The organism is Mycolicibacterium neoaurum ATCC 25795, assembly GCF_000691525.1.
GTDB lineage: Bacteria > Actinomycetota > Actinomycetes > Mycobacteriales > Mycobacteriaceae > Mycobacterium > Mycobacterium neoaurum.
This window is the reverse complement of record NZ_JMDW01000003.1, coordinates 35921-51864: the sequence shown is the minus strand read 5'-3', so window position 1 is coordinate 51864 and position 15944 is coordinate 35921. Positions and strand designations below refer to the sequence as shown.

General features: G+C 65.8%; 16 protein-coding genes. 4 read left to right on the top strand and 12 right to left on the bottom strand.

All coding sequences use genetic code 11. The annotated features are described in order from the left end of the window. Positions 1 to 55 precede the first annotated feature (55 nt). Both IC40_RS28000 and IC40_RS0102035 read left to right on the top strand, forming a co-directional pair. Positions 56 to 220, top strand: coding sequence for a hypothetical protein (locus tag IC40_RS28000; protein WP_019511039.1), 165 nt, complete (start codon positions 56 to 58; stop codon positions 218 to 220). Further along, entirely contained in the window at positions 220 to 1680 is a 1461-nt protein-coding gene (locus IC40_RS0102035; protein WP_042509854.1) for an alpha,alpha-trehalose-phosphate synthase (UDP-forming), read from the top strand. The genes IC40_RS28000 and IC40_RS0102035 overlap by 1 nt, the downstream gene beginning before the upstream one ends. Here IC40_RS0102035 and IC40_RS0102030 read toward each other — a convergent pair. The 12 genes from IC40_RS0102030 to IC40_RS27060 all read right to left on the bottom strand — a co-directional run bounded on the left by IC40_RS0102030 (position 1677) and on the right by IC40_RS27060 (position 13497). Continuing rightward, the gene (locus tag IC40_RS0102030; RefSeq protein WP_030133108.1) at positions 1677 to 2162 is read right to left on the bottom strand and encodes an Rv1363c family protein; all 486 of its coding nucleotides are present in this window, start codon (positions 2160 to 2162) and stop codon (positions 1677 to 1679) included. The genes IC40_RS0102035 and IC40_RS0102030 overlap by 4 nt on opposite strands. Next, complete coding sequence (locus tag IC40_RS0102025; protein WP_030133107.1) at positions 2162 to 2872, bottom strand: Rv1363c family protein; 711 nt, start codon at positions 2870 to 2872, stop codon at positions 2162 to 2164. The genes IC40_RS0102030 and IC40_RS0102025 overlap by 1 nt, the downstream gene beginning before the upstream one ends. Beyond that, positions 2873 to 4636: an MCE family protein gene (locus tag IC40_RS0102020; protein WP_030133106.1), complete on the bottom strand. Its 1764-nt coding sequence runs from the start codon at positions 4634 to 4636 to the stop codon at positions 2873 to 2875. It lies immediately after the preceding gene. Further along, positions 4636 to 5799 (bottom strand): MCE family protein, encoded by a 1164-nt coding sequence (locus IC40_RS0102015; protein WP_030133105.1) that lies wholly within the window; start codon positions 5797 to 5799, stop codon positions 4636 to 4638. Before IC40_RS0102015 ends, IC40_RS0102020 begins: the two co-directional genes overlap by 1 nt. Next, positions 5796 to 7181 (bottom strand): MCE family protein, encoded by a 1386-nt coding sequence (locus IC40_RS0102010; RefSeq protein ID WP_030133104.1) that lies wholly within the window; start codon positions 7179 to 7181, stop codon positions 5796 to 5798. Before IC40_RS0102010 ends, IC40_RS0102015 begins: the two co-directional genes overlap by 4 nt. After that, positions 7178 to 8236 carry an MCE family protein gene (locus IC40_RS0102005; protein ID WP_030133103.1) on the bottom strand — a complete coding sequence of 353 codons (1059 nt, stop codon included), beginning with the start codon at positions 8234 to 8236 and terminating at the stop codon, positions 7178 to 7180. The genes IC40_RS0102010 and IC40_RS0102005 overlap by 4 nt, the downstream gene beginning before the upstream one ends. After that, positions 8229 to 9266, bottom strand: coding sequence for an MCE family protein (locus tag IC40_RS0102000; protein WP_030133102.1), 1038 nt, complete (start codon positions 9264 to 9266; stop codon positions 8229 to 8231). The genes IC40_RS0102005 and IC40_RS0102000 overlap by 8 nt, the downstream gene beginning before the upstream one ends. Continuing rightward, entirely contained in the window at positions 9266 to 10468 is a 1203-nt protein-coding gene (locus IC40_RS0101995; RefSeq protein ID WP_030133101.1) for an MCE family protein, read from the bottom strand. Before IC40_RS0101995 ends, IC40_RS0102000 begins: the two co-directional genes overlap by 1 nt. A 9-nt stretch (positions 10469 to 10477) precedes the next feature. Next, positions 10478 to 11320, bottom strand: coding sequence for an MlaE family ABC transporter permease (locus IC40_RS0101990; RefSeq protein ID WP_030133100.1), 843 nt, complete (start codon positions 11318 to 11320; stop codon positions 10478 to 10480). 4 nt (positions 11321 to 11324) lie between these two features. Continuing rightward, the gene (locus tag IC40_RS0101985) at positions 11325 to 12089 is read right to left on the bottom strand and encodes an MlaE family ABC transporter permease (protein WP_023986310.1); all 765 of its coding nucleotides are present in this window, start codon (positions 12087 to 12089) and stop codon (positions 11325 to 11327) included. A 272-nt stretch (positions 12090 to 12361) separates the two neighbouring features. Continuing rightward, entirely contained in the window at positions 12362 to 13273 is a 912-nt protein-coding gene (locus IC40_RS0101980) for a 3-oxoacyl-ACP reductase (RefSeq protein ID WP_030133099.1), read from the bottom strand. 32 nt (positions 13274 to 13305) lie between these two features. Then, positions 13306 to 13497 (bottom strand): ferredoxin, encoded by a 192-nt coding sequence (locus IC40_RS27060; RefSeq protein WP_081843291.1) that lies wholly within the window; start codon positions 13495 to 13497, stop codon positions 13306 to 13308. 157 nt (positions 13498 to 13654) lie between these two features. Between IC40_RS27060 and IC40_RS0101970 the strand changes: the two genes are divergently transcribed. Together IC40_RS0101970 and IC40_RS0101965 are read left to right on the top strand one after the other, a co-directional pair. Next, a complete protein-coding gene (locus IC40_RS0101970) occupies positions 13655 to 14836 on the top strand; it encodes an acyl-CoA dehydrogenase family protein (RefSeq protein ID WP_030133097.1) in 1182 nt (393 codons plus the stop codon). Between the two features lie 8 nt (positions 14837 to 14844). Continuing rightward, a complete protein-coding gene (locus tag IC40_RS0101965; RefSeq protein ID WP_030133096.1) occupies positions 14845 to 15942 on the top strand; it encodes an acyl-CoA dehydrogenase family protein in 1098 nt (365 codons plus the stop codon). Positions 15943 to 15944 lie beyond the last annotated feature (2 nt).

The window sequence follows — 15944 nt, the reverse complement described above, 5'->3', positions numbered from 1 at the left end:
CAACGGAATCCTCCCTGGCAGCCCCCGGCCGACGCCGGTCGCCTAGCATTGAGGGATGCCTGCAAAAACAGATGCCGCCGACATCGGCGAGGTCGAGCCCGTCGCCGACGATACGGCCAGCCAGGCGCGCCGCGTCGTCGCCGCCTATGCCGTCGACGCCGAGGAGTGCCGGATGTTCCTGGCAATGCTGGGTATCGGACCCGCGAAGTCCGAGGCCTAGTGGCCCCCGGAGTCGATTCCGCCGACTCCATCCCGGAATCCGGGCACGCCGACTTCGTTGTCGTCGCCAACCGGCTGCCGATCGACCAGGTCCGTCTCCCCGACGGAACCACCACCTGGAAACGCAGCCCGGGCGGCCTGGTGACCGCGCTGGAGCCGATACTGCGCAAGCAGAGCGGTGCATGGATCGGTTGGGCCGGCGTTCCGGACGGTGACGAAGAGCCCATCGTCGAAGAGGACCTCAAGCTCTATCCCGTGCGGTTGTCGGCCGAGGACGTGGCGCTCTACTACGAGGGTTTCTCCAACGCCACCCTCTGGCCGCTGTACCACGATGTCATCGTCAAACCGCAGTACCACCGGCACTGGTGGGATCGCTATGTCGAGGTGAACCGGCGCTTCGCCGAGGCCACGGCGCGTGCCGCCGCACCGGGGGCAACCGTCTGGATCCAGGATTACCAGCTGCAGTTGGTCCCCAAGATGCTGCGGATGCTGCGGCCCGATCTGACCATCGGCTTCTTCCTGCACATCCCTTTTCCGCCGGTGGAACTGTTCATGCAGATGCCCTGGCGCACCGAGATCATCGAGGGACTCCTCGGCGCCGACCTGGTGGGGTTCCACCTGGCCGGGGGCGCGCAGAACTTCCTGATCCTGGCTCGTCGCCTACTGGGCGCCAACACCTCCCGCGCCACGATCGGCGTCCGCTCGCGCTTCGGTGAGGTGCAGATCGGTTTTCGCACCGTCAAGGTGGGCGCCTTCCCCATCTCCATCGACTCGGCCGAACTCGATCGCAAGGCGCGCGCCCGCAGCATCCGTCAGCGTGCCCGCGAGATCCGCGCCGAGCTGGGCAACCCGCGAAAGCTGCTACTCGGCGTCGACCGACTGGACTACACCAAGGGCATCGATGTCCGGTTGAAGGCCTTCTCCGAGCTGCTGGCCGAAGATCGCGCCGACCGCTCCGACACGGTGTTGGTCCAACTCGCCACGCCCAGCCGTGAGCGGGTGGAGAGCTATATCGAGATGCGCGAGGGTATCGAGCGACAGGTCGGGCACATCAACGGTGAGTACGGCGAGGTCGGCCACCCGGTGGTGCACTATCTGCACCGGCCGGTCCCCCGCGATGACCTGATCGCCTTCTTCGTCGCCGCCGATGTCATGCTCGTCACCCCGTTACGCGACGGGATGAATCTGGTGGCCAAGGAGTACGTCGCCTGCCGCAGTGATCTCGGCGGCGCTCTCGTGCTCTCCGAATTCACCGGCGCCGCAGCGGAATTACGCCAGGCCTATCTGTGCAACCCGCACCACACCGATGGTGTTCGCGATGCAATCGAACAGGCGCTGAACCAGACTCCCGAGGAGGGCAGGCGCCGGATGCGCGCATTACGCCGGCAGGTGCTCGCCCACGATGTCGACCGCTGGGCGCGGTCGTTCCTGGATGCGCTTGCCGGGACCGGCCCTGACTAGATCGGCGTGATGTAGCTGATCAGCCAGCGACCGTCGACCTTCTGGTAGTCGACCTTCAGCCGGCTGCCGTCGTACACCGACTCCTTGGACTTGTCGGTGACCGTGCGGTTCATGAACACCAGTACCGATGCCGAGTCTCGTTGTGCACTGAGCATTCCGGCGCCGACGGCGTGTGCCTGGCTGACCACCTGACGCTCCCGAGCCTGCGGGATGATGTCCTTGGCGGCGCGGTCCTCGAACTCGCGCCGATAGTCCGGCGTCAGCAGTGTTGCGGCCTCGGAGAGGCTGCGCTCCACCGTCTGGAAGTCGTAACCGAAGACCCGCGGAATCTGCTGGATGGCCAGAGCGGGCAATTCGGCCTCGGCTGCCTGCGCCGCTTGCGTCTGCACCCTGTCCCAGTACAGCCCGCCCGCGATGGCCGCCAGCGCGACCAGAGCGAGGGCGAAGAGCACCGACGCCGCCTGGATGAGTCTGGTGCGCATCAATTGCCCCCTTCGGGGTACTTCAGGTCATATGCGGTCATGTGGCCGTTGCCGTCCTCGTGCACGATCACCCGCATCCGGTACGGCTGCGACGGGGTGTTGACACCGTCCATATCGGTCACGGTCACCCGTACCGACACCAGAACCGATGCGTTGCCGCCGATCTCGTCGATCTTCTCCAGCGCCGCACCGCTGATGACAGCCTCGGAGCTGGCATTGGTGTCACGGAAGATGGCCTTCAGGTTGTCGACGTTGTTGTCCTGGCTCATCATGTCGCGCAACGGTCCGCTGGTGCCGTCGACGAAGCGGTTCACGCTCTCGTCGATGCTGTCCTGGTCGTAGCTGAACATGTTCATCACGGTCTGCGAGGCGGTGTCGACGAATTGCTGTTCGCGGGCCTGGCTTTCGGCCGCCTCGCGTCGCTGCACCGTGAGCACCACCACGGCCGTCACCAGGATGGCCGCGGCGACCAGAGCCGCCACCGCCGAGACCAGGGATACCAGCGCCCGGTGCGGCCGGCGCGGCGGCAACGGTGCTGCGCGCACCGGTGTGGGCACCGTGACCGCTGCCGGCGGCACCGGCAGGGTCGTGGCCACATCCGTGGCACCCGAGCCGGCGGGACCGGCTGCCCGAGATGCCCGTCGGCGCGCTACCTTGCGGGTCTGCTCGCCATCGGTGTCGGTGTTCTCGGTCGTTTCTCCGTCGACCATCTACAGCTGTCCTGGCGCCATCATCAGATCCACCCAATTCTCCGCGGGGGTGAACTTGTCACTCCCTGATGCGAACACTCCGGTGCCGCCATTCGTCGGATCGGCGAACACTCCCGTCTTCGGATCGTAGGTGGTCGTCAGGGACGCGCTGGCCACGGGCTGTTCGGCCGGTAGCGGACCCGGCAGCGGAGGTGCGGGAGCCGGTGGCACCAGCGCCTGCGGCGGTGGCGCCAGAGCCGGCGCCTCTGAACCCGGCGGCCGATAAATCGGCGTACCCGGCGGCAGCGGCGGAGCAGGCACCTGGCGACCGTAGGGCGGCAGCACCTGATCCGGCGGGGCATAGAACGGCCACGGGGGTGCCGGCGGATTGTTGTTCGGCGGCACCGGGTTCGGGAACGGCGCGTTGGGCGCGGGTCCCGGCCCCGGTTGCACACCCGGTGGCAACTGCACGGCGGGCGGGCCCGGATCGTAATCCGCCGCCGGCGGGATGTTCGGGAACTTGTTCGGCGGCGTGATATTTCGCGGATCCGTGATCGGGGTGCCATAGGGCACCGGTGGCCCGCGCCACGGGTTGCTGCCGATCGGGACGTATCCGACCGGATCGCGGCACAGCTGCACAGTCGGTGCCCGCTTACCAGGGAACTCCTGGCACGGATAGTTGCGGGCACCGCGCACGACCGACGGATCGTTCTGTGCCGTCTTGCAGTACAAATCGGTCGGCAACTCACGCAACGTGGTGTCGGCAGGCGAACGGATCTCCGTCGGGGGCAGGAACCCGACCGAACACGGCGGCGAGTCGCCGAGGTTGATCTTGAAGTCCAGCTTGCCACCCTCGTCGGCGGGCAGACCGGTGCCGACGGTGTACAGCGCGGCCAGCAGGGCCGGGAAGATCACCAGCGCCTGCTCGATCGACTTGTGATAGATGACGCCGATGCGGCCGACATTGGCGAGATTCGCGGCCAGTACCGGGAACGTCGGCCGGATTCCCTCGAACGTCACATTGGCCTCGGCGGCGGCACCGGGCACCGTCTGCAGCACCGAACGCAGCTGCGGATCGGCATTGGCGACCTCACCGGTCAACCGGGCCAGGCCGTCGGCGGTGGCACGGATGCTGTCCCCGGACTCGATCTGGGCGTCCAGGAACGGGCCGGCCTCGTCGATCAACTGGGCGGTCTGGGGATAGGCGGCATTGGCCTCGTCGACCAGATCACGACCGGACTGGATGAGCCGGGCCAGCTCGGGACCGGACCCGTTGAAGGCCTTGAAGGTCTCCGATAACAGATCCTGGATGCGGGCATCGCCGACGCTGTTGACCAGATCATCGGCCTGTTTGAGCATGCCGGCGATGTCCTGGCCGATCGCGGTGCGCTCCACCCCGATGGTCGACCCGTTGCGCAGCAGCTCGGAGTCGGCCTGCCCCTCCGGGGGGACCAGGTCGATGTACTGCTCGCCGACGGCGGACACGCTCTTCACCGTGGCGGTGACATTGGCGGGCACCTCGGTATCGGTGTTCAACCGCATGTTGGCGGCCACACCGTCATCGGTCAGCCCGACATTCTCGACACGTCCGATGGTGACACCACGATAGGTCACGTTCGCGTTCTGATACAGACCGCCACCGGCCACGAAATTGGCCGTGACGTTGTAGGTGCCGATCCCAAGCGTGGCGGGGACGTGCAGGTAGAACGCCGAGATGGCGGTGACGGTCAGCACCGTCACCACGGCGAAGATGGACAGCTGCAGGCGGGTCAGGCGGGTCAGCATTACGGCGCCCCCTCGTGCTGGGTCGCGGTACCCGGCGGGATCTTGAACGGGTCGGCCGCCTGACCGGACAGGTTGGCCACCGCGCCGGTCAGGAAGTCCGGCGGGTTGATCACCTCGTTGAGCCGCTTCATGTTCGGGTCGAAGAACGAGGTGGGGAACAAAGTCTCACCGAACCGGCGCACGGTCAGGTCGAAGGTCACGAACACGTTCAAGTAGTCACCGCGGACGGCATTGCGCAGGTACTTGTAGTGGAACGGGAACGTCGGCAGGAATTCCAGGTCCTTGATGAAGTCATCGGCATTGTCGTTGAGCGCCTTGATGATCGGGTACAGATCCTTGAGATCGGCCGCGAAATCGTCCTTGGTCTCCGAGAGCACCCGCGAGCCCACTTCGGCGAACCCGCGCAGTGCGGCGAACGCGTCGACGATGTTCTGCCGGTTGTTGTTCAGCACAAGCAGGGCATTGGGCAGCGTATCGAGCGTGCGGCCCAAATTGTCCTTGCTGCGGGCCAGGATCGAGGCGAACCGGTTCAGACCGTCGGCGGCGGTGATGATGTCATCGGTCTGGCGGTCCAGGGAGGCCGTCAGTTCGGCGAGGCGGGGCAGCAGACCGGCGAAACTGCCGGACCGGCCGGCGACCGCGGCGTAGGCCTCATCGGTGATGTCCTGCAGCGCACCGAGATTACCCTTGTTGACCACGATCCCGAGGGCGGAGAGCACTTCCTCGGTGGTGGGATAGCGCCCGATGGCACCCAGCGGGATCCGCGACCCCTGCTTCAGCTTGCCCACCGGATCGTCGGCCGGTGGCGCCAACTGCACGTGCTGGGATCCCAACAGCGAGGTCTGCGCAACCGTCGCTGTCGCGTTCTCCGGCAGGTCCACATCGCCGTCCAGGGACAACTGCACGGCGGCATAGAAGGTACCGTCGGGCCGCTGCACGGCCTCGATACCCGAGACGCTGCCGACGGTGACGTCGTCGAGCATCACCGGTGAGTTCTGCGGCAACGTCGCGACATCGGGTAGCTCGGCGGTGATGACGTAGGAGCCGGCACCGTGGCCGGCGGTCCCCGGCATGTTCAGCGAGTTGAGTCCACCGAACTGGCAGCCGGCCAACACCAGCGCCGAGGCGCCGAGCGCGCCGCCACGCAACAGCTTCCGGGTCATCCACCCGCTCCTTCCGCCGGTGCCGGACCGGGTAGCGCGCCGGTGCCCATCGGAGGCGGCGGCGGAACCGGCCCGGCCGGGGAGATCTGTCCTTCGACGGCCGGTGGCGGCAGGATGAGCTGGCTGAGGTTGCCGTCCGGCGGGGCGGTGGGCGGGGTCACCCCCGGCGCCGGCTGCCACTGCAGGTACGGAACCGGTGTCCGGGACTTGGCCTCGGTGGCCGGGGTGTCGTAGATGATCTGACCCTTGTAGGCGGTGATGCTGTCGATCGGGTGGAAGAGGATCGGCGGGTAGTTCATGGTGATGCGTTTGAGCACCGGGGCCATCCGCTGCCGGCAGATCTCGGCGCGCTTGTAATTGTCCGGGTTCGCGCCGGTGTCGAAGGTGCCCGCGCAGATGAACTGGACCGGGTTGGCGAAGTTGGGCAGCGACAGCAGGCCCGCGACGGTGCCCTGTGCGGGGTTGTAGATGTTGTAGAAGTTGGCAAGGCCGTTGGGTGTCACGTGCAGGATCTGCTCGATGTCATCGCTGTGATCGGTGAGGATCTGGGTGAACTCGGTCAGGCTGTTCACCGATTTGATCAGCGAGGAATTCGATTCGCTGAGCAGTCCGCGGACATCGCCGAGCGCGGTGTTGAGCACCCCGAGGGTGTTGTCCAGATCGGCCGAACTGTCGGCCAACACCTGCGACACCGATGCCACATGATTGGTGAACTGAACGATCTGCTCGTTGCTGTTGGACAGCGCGTTGACCAGTACCTGCAGGTTCCGGATGGTGCCGAACAGGTCGGCACGCGAGTCGCCGAGGCGGCCGGCGGTCTGGGACAGCTCGCGCAGCGCCTTCCGGAACGAATCGCCGTTACCGTCGAAGGTGTCCGCGGCCTGGTTGACGAAGGTGGTCAGCGGCCCCTGCAGGCCACCCTCCTTCGGTCCGAGCTGGGTGCTCAACGCCGTGAGCTGTTCCTTGACCTCGTCCCATTCGACCGGCACACCGGTGCGGTCCATGCCGATCTCGGCGCCGGAGGCAAGCGTGTCACCGCCGGTGTAGGCCGGGGTGAGCTGGATGAACCTGGCCGAGACCAGGTTCGGGGCGATGATGATCGCCCGGGCGTCGGCGGGTACCCGGACCTCGTCCTGCACGGTCATGGTGATCTTGACATCGTCGGCCCGCGGCTGGATCGAGTCGATGCGCCCCACCGGAACACCGACGACCCGGACATCGTCACCGGGGTAGAGCCCGACCGCGGTCGGGAAGTAGGCGACGATCTTGTGGCCACCACGGTTCGGCCACACCAGGTAGACGCCGACCGCGAGCAGCGCGACGAGGGTCACCGCGACGGCTCCGCGCAGCCAACTGGATCGTTTCGATTTCGGTTGCGTCATGGCGATTTCGGCCTAATCAGGGTGCGTTCGGAGATGTATCCACGCAGCATGTCGGCGAGGCTGTCGGGCAGCTTGCCGGGCTGGAAGTAGGTGTCCAACAGCACCTCGGACATTGTTGCCGGCGGCAGCCCATAGAGGTTGATGTTGAAGCCGGGCCCGTTGCCGACGACCTCGGCCAACGCGGTGGCATAGGGCGGCAGCCGCTTGAGCGCCTCCCCGATGTGCTCCTTGCGCTCCAGCAGATTGGCCATCACGGCGTCGAGCTTCTGCAGCACCGGCAGGAACTCGCGCTTGTTGTCGGCGACGAACCCCGAAAGCTGCTGGGAGACATCGTCGATGCCGGCGATCAGCGTGCTGAGCGCCTGCCTGCGCTCGTCGAGGGCGGCGAAAAGCTGGTTACCGTCGGTGATCAGCTGATTGACCTGTCCGGAGCGCTCGGCCAGCGTCTGCGAGACGTTCTTGGCGTGCAGCAGCAGCTGCTCCAGCGCGGCATCGCGCTTGTTCAGGCTGCGGCTCAGATCGGCGACGCCGTCCAGGGCACCACGCAACTGCGGGGTGGCATCGCGCAGGGTATCGGTCAGCGTCTGCAGGGCCTGCTCGAACCGGGGCTTGTCGAGTGCGGCGACGTTGCCGCCGAGATCCTGCAACGCGGTGTTGAGGGTGTACGGCGTGGTGGTGCGGTTCACCGGGATGACGGTGGAATCCCCGCTGCCGCCGGGGGTGACCGACAGCGACTTCTGGCCGAGCACGGTATCGGTCTTGATGGCCACCAGCGTCTGGTTACCGACCTTGATCTTGCGGTCGACGGTGAACCCGACCTTGGCCTGATCACCCGCCAGCGAGACCGAGCTGACCTTGCCCACGTTGATCCCCGAGATGTTCACATCGTTGCCGGGGATGATCCCGCCCGCATCGGTGAAATAGGCCTCGTAGTTGCGGCCCTGCGGATACCAGGGCAGGCCGGTGTACCCGAAGGACACCAGCACCAGGCAGGACACCACGAAGATGCCGAGGATGCCGGTGCGCAACGGATTGCTGCGATCGGGACTAGCCATTCGCCGAACACCTCCCCTTCGACGGGTCCGGCGGTCCGCCGAACGGGATCAGGATGTCGCTACCGGCGGGGCCGTTGATCTTCATCCGGATCGAGCAGTAATAGATGTTGAAGAACGCACCGTAGGCGCCGAGACCGTTGAGCCGCATGTAGTTCTCGGCCAGCGGCTCGATGACCTTGTTGATATCGGCCTTGCGCTCGTCCATTCGCTGCATCAGCGGCCGGGTATTCTCGATGACGCCCTGCAACGGCCGCCGCGACGCCTTCAGCATCTCGGTCAGGTCGTTCTCGGCGCTGGCCAACGGTGCGATCGCACCGGCGATGGGGTCGCGGTTCTCGGCCAGGCCGGTGATCAGCTTCTGCAGTTCGTCGACGCTGGCATTGAACTGCTCACCCTTTTCATCGATGGTGCCCAGCACGGTGTTCAGGTTGGTGATCACATCGCCGATCAGTTGGTCACGGGCGGCCAGGTTCTGACTGAACGAGCTGGTGCTGGCCAACATGCTCTGGATGGCGCCGCCTTGGCCCTGGAGCAGTTCGATGACGGCATTGCTGACCTCGTTGACCTTGTTCCCATCCAGGCCCTTGAGCACCGGTCGCAATCCGCCGAGCAGCGCGTCGAGATCCAGCGCGGGCTGGGTGTTCGCCGTCGACAGCGTCGACCCGGCCGGCAACTTCTGCAATTCCCCTGGGCCCGAGGTGATCTCCATATATCGGTCACCGACGAGGTTCTCGTAGCGCACCACCGCGCGGGTCGAGGTGTAGAGCTGATAGCGCTTGTCGACATCGAAGGCCACATCGACGGTGTTGTCCGGGTTCAGGGTGACCGCACTGACCGAGCCGACGGGTACACCGGCGATCCGGACGTCCTGACCGCTCTTGAGCCGCGAGGCTTCGGTGAATGTGGCGTGGTACTGGTTGCTTGACGCGAACCGGAACTGCCCGAACACCACGATCAGCCCGGCAGCCACCAGCACCATGGCCATGGTGAAGACCGCGACGTTGATGAGGGTTCTGCGCTCGCTATTCATCAGAAATCATCCCGTTCGGCAAAGGCACCGTTGAACAGGAACTGCAGTGTGGATGGCGCATTGAACTGCAGTTCGGTGTTGGGCTGGAACGGCACATAGGCGTTGTCGGTCACGAGGAACGGTGTGTGGTACCAGGATCCGCCGAACTGCTTGCCGGGAACATCGGGCAAACCGCGGCAGTTGGGCCCGCCGGAGGCGTTCACGATCGGCAGGCTTTCCGGGTATGTGTACGACGGGGCACCCGGGATGAAGCTCGACGCCACGAACAGGCCGGGCCGGATCCCGCCGATGATGGGCGCGAAGGTGTCGATGACCTTCCCGGTGCCCTGCAATATGCAAGGGAACACCGGCGAATACTCGCCGACCACCTTGAGCGGGGCACGCAACCGCTGGATGGCGGCGATGTAGTCGTCTGCCGCGGGTTCCAAGGTGGCCGTGCCGTTCTGGGCCAGCCCGGTGGCGGCCAGCAGCGCGGCGTTGAGGCTGTCCTGCTCGTCGATGATCGTCTGCGCCACCCGCGGCGCGTTGTCGAAGATGCTGGCCAGATCGGGACCCGCGTCACCGTAGATCCCCGCGACAACGGCCGTCTTACGCAGGTCGTCCTGCACGGTGGGCAGCTTCGGATTGAGCTGGGCCAGATAGCTGTTCAGGCCGGACATCGCGACGCCGAGGTCCTCACCGTGACCCCGCAGACCCTCACCGAGGGCGGTGACGGTGGCATTCAGGTTCACCGGGTCGACCTTGTGCAGCACATCGGTCAGTGTCTGGAAGAGCGTGTTGACCTCGAGCTGGACAGACGATGCCTGGATATTGGTCCCGGCCTGCAGGGTGGTGGGGCGGGGATCCTCCGGCGGCAGGAACTCCACCGATTTCGCACCGAAGACTGTGGTACCGCCGATCTTGACGTCCGCATTCGACGGGATGAACCGCATCTGGCTGCGATCGATCGACAGCGTCAGCTTGGCCTGGTCCCCGGCGTACTCGATATCGGCGACCTTGCCGATCTGGATCCCGCGGTATTTGACCTTGGCATCGCGCTCCATCACCAGACCGGCCCGCTGCGATGTGACGGTCACGGTGTCGGTGGCGGTGAACGCCGCGGTGAAGAACAGGTAGGTGAGCACCACCGCGATCACCACGATGGTGGCCAGGATCGCGGCGGCGATCCTGACATGGCTGCGTTTGGCGAATCCGTCTGACATCGTCTGGCCCTACCCGGAGAGGTTGAAATTGCCGGACGCGCCGTACACGGCGAGCGAGATGAACAGGGTGATCGTGACGACCACGATCAGAGAGGTACGCACGGCCTGGCCGACGGCGATGCCCACGCCGACCGGACCGCCGGAGGCGTTGTACCCGTAGTAGGTGTGCACCAGCATGACCGCGACGGACATGACGATCGCCTGCAGGAAGGACCACAACAGGTCGCTCGGTATCAGGAAAGTATTGAAGTAGTGGTCGTACAGCCCGGCACTCTGACCATTGATGAAGACGGTGGTGAAGCGGGCCGCGAAGAAGGCCGCCAGGACCGAGAGCGAGTACAGCGGCACGATGGCGATCAGCCCGGCGATGATCCTGGTGGACACCAGATACGAGACGGCATGCACGGCCATCGCCTCGACGGCGTCGATCTCCTCGGCCACCCGCATCGCGCCCAACTGCGCAGTGGTGCCGGCGCCGATGGTGGCCGCCAGCGCGATCCCGGCGATCACCGGGGCGACGATGCGCACGTTGAGGAACGCCGAGAGGAAGCCGGTCAACGCCTCGATACCGATATTGCCCAGCGAGGAGTAGCCCTGCACGGCGATGACGCCGCCGGAGGCCAGGGTGAGGAATGCCGCCACGCCGACCGTTCCGCCGATCATGACCAGAGCGCCCGCGCCCATGGTCATCTCGGCGACGAGCCGGATGGTCTCCTTGCGGTAGCGGGTGATGGCGTTGGGGATGTAGCGCATCGACTCGCCGTAGAACAGTGCCTGCTCGCCGATGTTGTCCACCGCGCGGGGCACGCCACGGAAGAACCGGCGCAGTCGAAGTGTGGCGTCGTAACTCATGCGGTCAGCGCTCCAGGACCCGGACGCCGACGGCGGTCAGGATGACATTGACGACGAACAGGCAGATGAAGGCGTAGACCACGGTCTCGTTCACCGCGATGCCCACACCCTTGGGGCCGCCTTGCACGGTCAGACCGCGATAACACCCGACCAGACCGGCGAGCAGACCGAACAGCAGCGCCTTGAACATGGCCAGCACCAGCTCACCCAGTCCGGTCAGGATGGTCAGACCGTTGATGAACGCACCCGGGTTGACTCCCTGCAGGAACACCGAGAACACATAGCCGCCCGACAGACCGATCGCGCACACCAACCCGTTGAGCAGCACCGCGACGAATGTCGATGCCAGCACCCGCGGCACCACCAGGCGCTGGATCGGATCGATGCCGAGCACCCGCATCGCGTCGATCTCCTCGCGGATGGTTCGGGCACCCAGGTCGGCACAGATGGCGGTCGCGCCCGCGCCTGCGACGACGAGCACCGTCACCACCGGGCCCAGCTGGGTGATGGTGCCGAACGCGGTACCGGCCCCGGAGAGGTCGGCCGCACCGATCTCGCGCAGCAGGATGTTGAGGGTGAAAGCGACCAGGACGGTGAACGGAATCGACACCAGCAGCGTGGGAACCAGCGAGACCCGCGCGATCATCCAGGTCTGGTCGAGGAACTCACGGAACTGAAACGGCCGCTGGAACATCTTGACGAACGTGTCGATGGTCATCTCGACGAACCCACCCACGGCTCGCGCCGGAGCCGAAAGCTGTTCGATCAACCTCGACTCCATTCTCGAGTGGGGCTGCCGTCCCGTCGTGGCGAAGAACCCGACAATAGCGGGAAACGGTTCGCTCCGGCGGGCTTTCCACCCCTGATGTGCACGTCGTTCATAGTGAGCGGGCTCATAGTAACTAGAACACGTTCACAGTGTCAAAGAACCGAAAAGTTCTTGTAAAACTCGCATTTTTCCTGGTCAGCGCCGGTGTGACGGATGTCATTCTAGAACAGGTTCTAGTCGGCCCGGACCGGTGAATATGCCGTTCTCCTAAATCAAGAACCCATGAGCTCAGTTGCGGAGAACCCAATATTCGGATCCCTTTTAGCAAAGAAGTCACCGAGCGTGTCGCTCAACGCCGCGGGGTCCCAGGCATCACCGGCGGCATCGAACCGGTGGGCGGCAACCGGCGCCGCAACCAGGGTGACCGTCGGTCCGTACACGATGAACAGCTGCCCGTTGACATCCTCGGACGCCGGGGAGGACAGGTAGGTGACGAGCGTGACGACATGCTCCGGCGAGAGGGCATCGACCTGTCCGTCCGCCAGCTCCGGTGCATCACCGAACACGCCGGCGGTCATGGCGGTGCGGGCCCGCGGTGCGATGGCATTGGCCCGCACCCCGTACCTGCTCAACCCGCGCGCCGCCGACAGCGTCAACGCCGTGATACCGGCCTTGGCGGCACCGTAATTGGCTTGACCCACCGGTCCGGCGATCCCGGCCTCCGAGGAGGTGTTGACGATCCGTCCGTACACCCGTCCGTCGGCGGTCTCCTTGGCCTTCGCCTTCCAGTACGCCGCAGCATTGCGCGTCAACAGGAAGTGTCCGCGCAGATGCACGGCGATCACCGCGTCCCAGTCCTCGTCGGACATGTTGAACAGCATCTTGTCCCGGGTGATGCCGGCGTTGTTCACCACGATGCCCAGTCCCCCGAGCCGGTCGGCTGTCTCGACGAGTTCGTCGGCGGTGCTGCGCGCGCTGATATCACCGGCGACCGCGACGCCCTTGGACCCGACCGCTTCGATCTCGGCCAGCACGTCGGAGTTGTCCAGCGCGCCGGCCATGTCGTTGACCACGACCGTCGCGCCGGCCCGCGCCAGGCCTATCGCCTCGGCCCGGCCCAGGCCGGCGGCCGCGCCGGTGACGACGGCAACCTTTCCGGACAGGTCGATCGGGTTGTCGTTCATCGCTGCTTCAGGGGACACGGTTATGAATACCTCTAGTCTCTACGGATCAGGGCCGCCCGAGGGCATTCGGCCACGGATTGTTCGGCCAGTTCCTCCTGGCCGGCGGGTACCGGGTCGGCTTTCACCACGGCATAGTCCTCGTCATCGAGATCGAACAGGTCGGGCGCTATCCCGACACATACCGCATTACCTTCGCAGCGGTCACGGTCGACTTCTACGTGCATGTGAACCTCCTCGCGCTCCGGGCACGGGCTGTGTGCCCCTGTGCAGGCTAACGGTACCGCCCTGGACCGCAAGACTAGAACGTGTTACAACGAGCATATCGGCGGGCAACCGGTTTCGGCCGGTCGCCCCGCAACCTCAGACAGACAGGATGCCGCCATGCGGATCGGTTACACCGCCGAGCAGGAGGAGTTGCGTCGCGAACTGCGGTCGTACTTCACCAAACTGATGACTCCCGAACGTGCCGAGGCGCTGGCGGCCAGCGATGGCGAGATGGGCCGCGGGAACGTATACCGCGAAACCGTCGAGCAGATGGGCAAGGACGGCTGGCTGACGCTGTCCTGGCCGACCGAGTACGGCGGCCAGGCCCGCCCGCCGATGGATGGGCTGATCTTCAACGACGAAGCCGCCATAGCGAATGTGCCGGTGCCCTTCCTGACCATCAACAGCGTGGCGCCGACGATCATGCATTTCGGCACCGAGGAGCAGAAGAAGTTCTTCCTGCCGAAAATCGCGGCGGGCCAATTGCACTTCTCCATCGGCTATTCCGAACCCGGCGCCGGCACCGACCTCGCCTCGCTGCGCACCACCGCGGTGCACGATGGTGACGATTATGTGATCAACGGTCAGAAGATGTGGACCTCGCTGATCGCCTATGCCGACTACGTCTGGCTGGCAGTGCGCACCAATCCCGAGGCCAAGAAGCACCGCGGCATCTCGATGCTGATCGTGCCCACCACTGCCGAGGGCTTTTCCTGGACGCCGGTGCACACCGTGTCCGGAGTCGATACCAGCGCAACCTATTACCAGGACGTCCGGGTTCCCAAATCCGCCCTCGTCGGCGAGGAGAACGCCGGCTGGAAGCTGGTCACCAACCAGCTCAACCACGAGCGTGTCGCGCTGGTCTCCGCGCAGCCGATCTTCGTGGCGCTCAACGGTGTCCGCGAGTGGGCACAGAACACCAAGGATGTGCACGGTAAGCGATTGATCGACTCCGAATGGGTGCAGTTGAACCTGGCCCGGGTGCACGCCAAGGCCGAGGTCCTCAAACTGATCAACTGGGAGCTGGCCTCGGCCACCGACGCCGCTCCCTCACCGGCCGACGCGTCGGCCGCCAAGGTGTACGGCACCGAACTGGCCACCGAGGCCTACCGCCTGTTGATGGAGGTGCTGGGCACCTCGGCCACCCTGCGTACCGGGTCACCGGGAGCCCTGCTGCGCGGCCGCATCGAGCGCATGCACCGCTCCTGCCTGATCCTCACCTTCGGCGGCGGCACCAACGAGATCCAGCGTGACATCATCGGCATGGTCGCGCTCGGCCTGCCCCGAGTGAACCGATAGGAACGACAATGGATTTCACCCCAAGCGAAGCATCGGTCGATCTGGGCGGACTGGTCCGCACCATCACCGAATCGGTGGTCACCAACGATCACCAGCGGGTACTCGACGGACTCGAGGAACGATTCGACCGAGACCTGTGGGCCAAACTGATCGAAGCCGACATCCTGTCCACCGCCGCACCGGAATCACTGGGCGGCGGCGGATTCGGCGTGCTGGAGCAATCGGCCGTGCTCACGGCCCTTGGCAGGCAATTGGCTGCCGTGCCGTACCTGGAATCGGCGGTGCTGGCCGCGGGCGCACTGGCGAAGTTCGGGTCCGCCGCCCTGCAAGAGCAGTGGGCCACCCCGGCGATCAACGGCACGACGATCCTCACCGTCGCACTCGACGGTGAGATGGGCCAGGGTCCGGTGCAGGCGCAGTCCACCGACGGCGGCTACCGGCTGACCGGATCGCGCACCCAGGTCGCCTACGGTCCGGTGGCAGACGCGTTCCTTGTCCCCGCCGACACCGATGACGGCCTGCGGGTCTTCCTGGTCACCCGCGCCGACTCCGGTGTCACGGTCTCCACCTTGGACACCACCGGCCATGGGACCGTCGGTCACCTCGAGCTGAGCGCGACGCCGGTCGATCCGGGACGTCTGGTCGGCGGTGCCGAGGTCCTGGAATGGCTGACCGTGCATCACGCACTGGGGCGCAGCGCGTTTCAGCTCGGGGTACTGGAGCGCGCCCTCGAACTCACCGCTGCCTACGCGCGCGAACGCGAACAGTTCGACCGTCCGATCGGCAGCTTCCAGGCGGTCTCGGCCCGACTCGCCGACGGCTACATCGACGTCAAGGCGCTGCGCTCCACGCTGACGCAGGCCGCGTGGCGACTGTCCGAGGACCACCCCGCGACGATCGATGTCGCCAGTGCCGCGTTCTGGGCCGCCGACGCCGGGCACCGGGTGGTACACACCGCGGTGCACGTGCACGGCGGCGTCGGCATCGACATCGATCACCCAATCCACCGGTACTTCCTGGCAGCCAAGCAGACCGAGTTCGCGGTCGGCAGCGCGACCGGGCAGTTGCTCCGTATCGGCCGCGAACTGGCCGACACCCCCGTCTGAGG

Bases quoted from the DNA above. Each gene is read 5' to 3' on its own strand.
- IC40_RS0102010 (WP_030133104.1), bottom strand. From the start codon at position 7,181: ATGACGCAACCGAAATCGAAACGATCCAGTTGGCTGCGCGGAGCCGTC.
- IC40_RS0102005 (WP_030133103.1), bottom strand. From the start codon at position 8,236: ATGGCTAGTCCCGATCGCAGCAATCCGTTGCGCACCGGCATCCTCGGC.
- IC40_RS0101980 (WP_030133099.1), bottom strand. From the start codon at position 13,273: ATGAACGACAACCCGATCGACCTGTCCGGAAAGGTTGCCGTCGTCACC.
- IC40_RS0102030 (WP_030133108.1), bottom strand. From the start codon at position 2,162: ATGCGCACCAGACTCATCCAGGCGGCGTCGGTGCTCTTCGCCCTCGCT.
- IC40_RS27060 (WP_081843291.1), bottom strand. From the start codon at position 13,497: ATGCACGTAGAAGTCGACCGTGACCGCTGCGAAGGTAATGCGGTATGT.
- IC40_RS0102015 (WP_030133105.1), bottom strand. From the start codon at position 5,799: ATGACCCGGAAGCTGTTGCGTGGCGGCGCGCTCGGCGCCTCGGCGCTG.
- IC40_RS0102025 (WP_030133107.1), bottom strand. From the start codon at position 2,872: ATGGTCGACGGAGAAACGACCGAGAACACCGACACCGATGGCGAGCAG.
- IC40_RS0102020 (WP_030133106.1), bottom strand. From the start codon at position 4,636: ATGCTGACCCGCCTGACCCGCCTGCAGCTGTCCATCTTCGCCGTGGTG.
- IC40_RS0101970 (WP_030133097.1), top strand. From the start codon at position 13,655: ATGCGGATCGGTTACACCGCCGAGCAGGAGGAGTTGCGTCGCGAACTG.
- IC40_RS0101995 (WP_030133101.1), bottom strand. From the start codon at position 10,468: ATGTCAGACGGATTCGCCAAACGCAGCCATGTCAGGATCGCCGCCGCG.
- IC40_RS28000 (WP_019511039.1), top strand. From the start codon at position 56: ATGCCTGCAAAAACAGATGCCGCCGACATCGGCGAGGTCGAGCCCGTC.
- IC40_RS0101965 (WP_030133096.1), top strand. From the start codon at position 14,845: ATGGATTTCACCCCAAGCGAAGCATCGGTCGATCTGGGCGGACTGGTC.
- IC40_RS0102000 (WP_030133102.1), bottom strand. From the start codon at position 9,266: ATGAATAGCGAGCGCAGAACCCTCATCAACGTCGCGGTCTTCACCATG.
- IC40_RS0101990 (WP_030133100.1), bottom strand. From the start codon at position 11,320: ATGAGTTACGACGCCACACTTCGACTGCGCCGGTTCTTCCGTGGCGTG.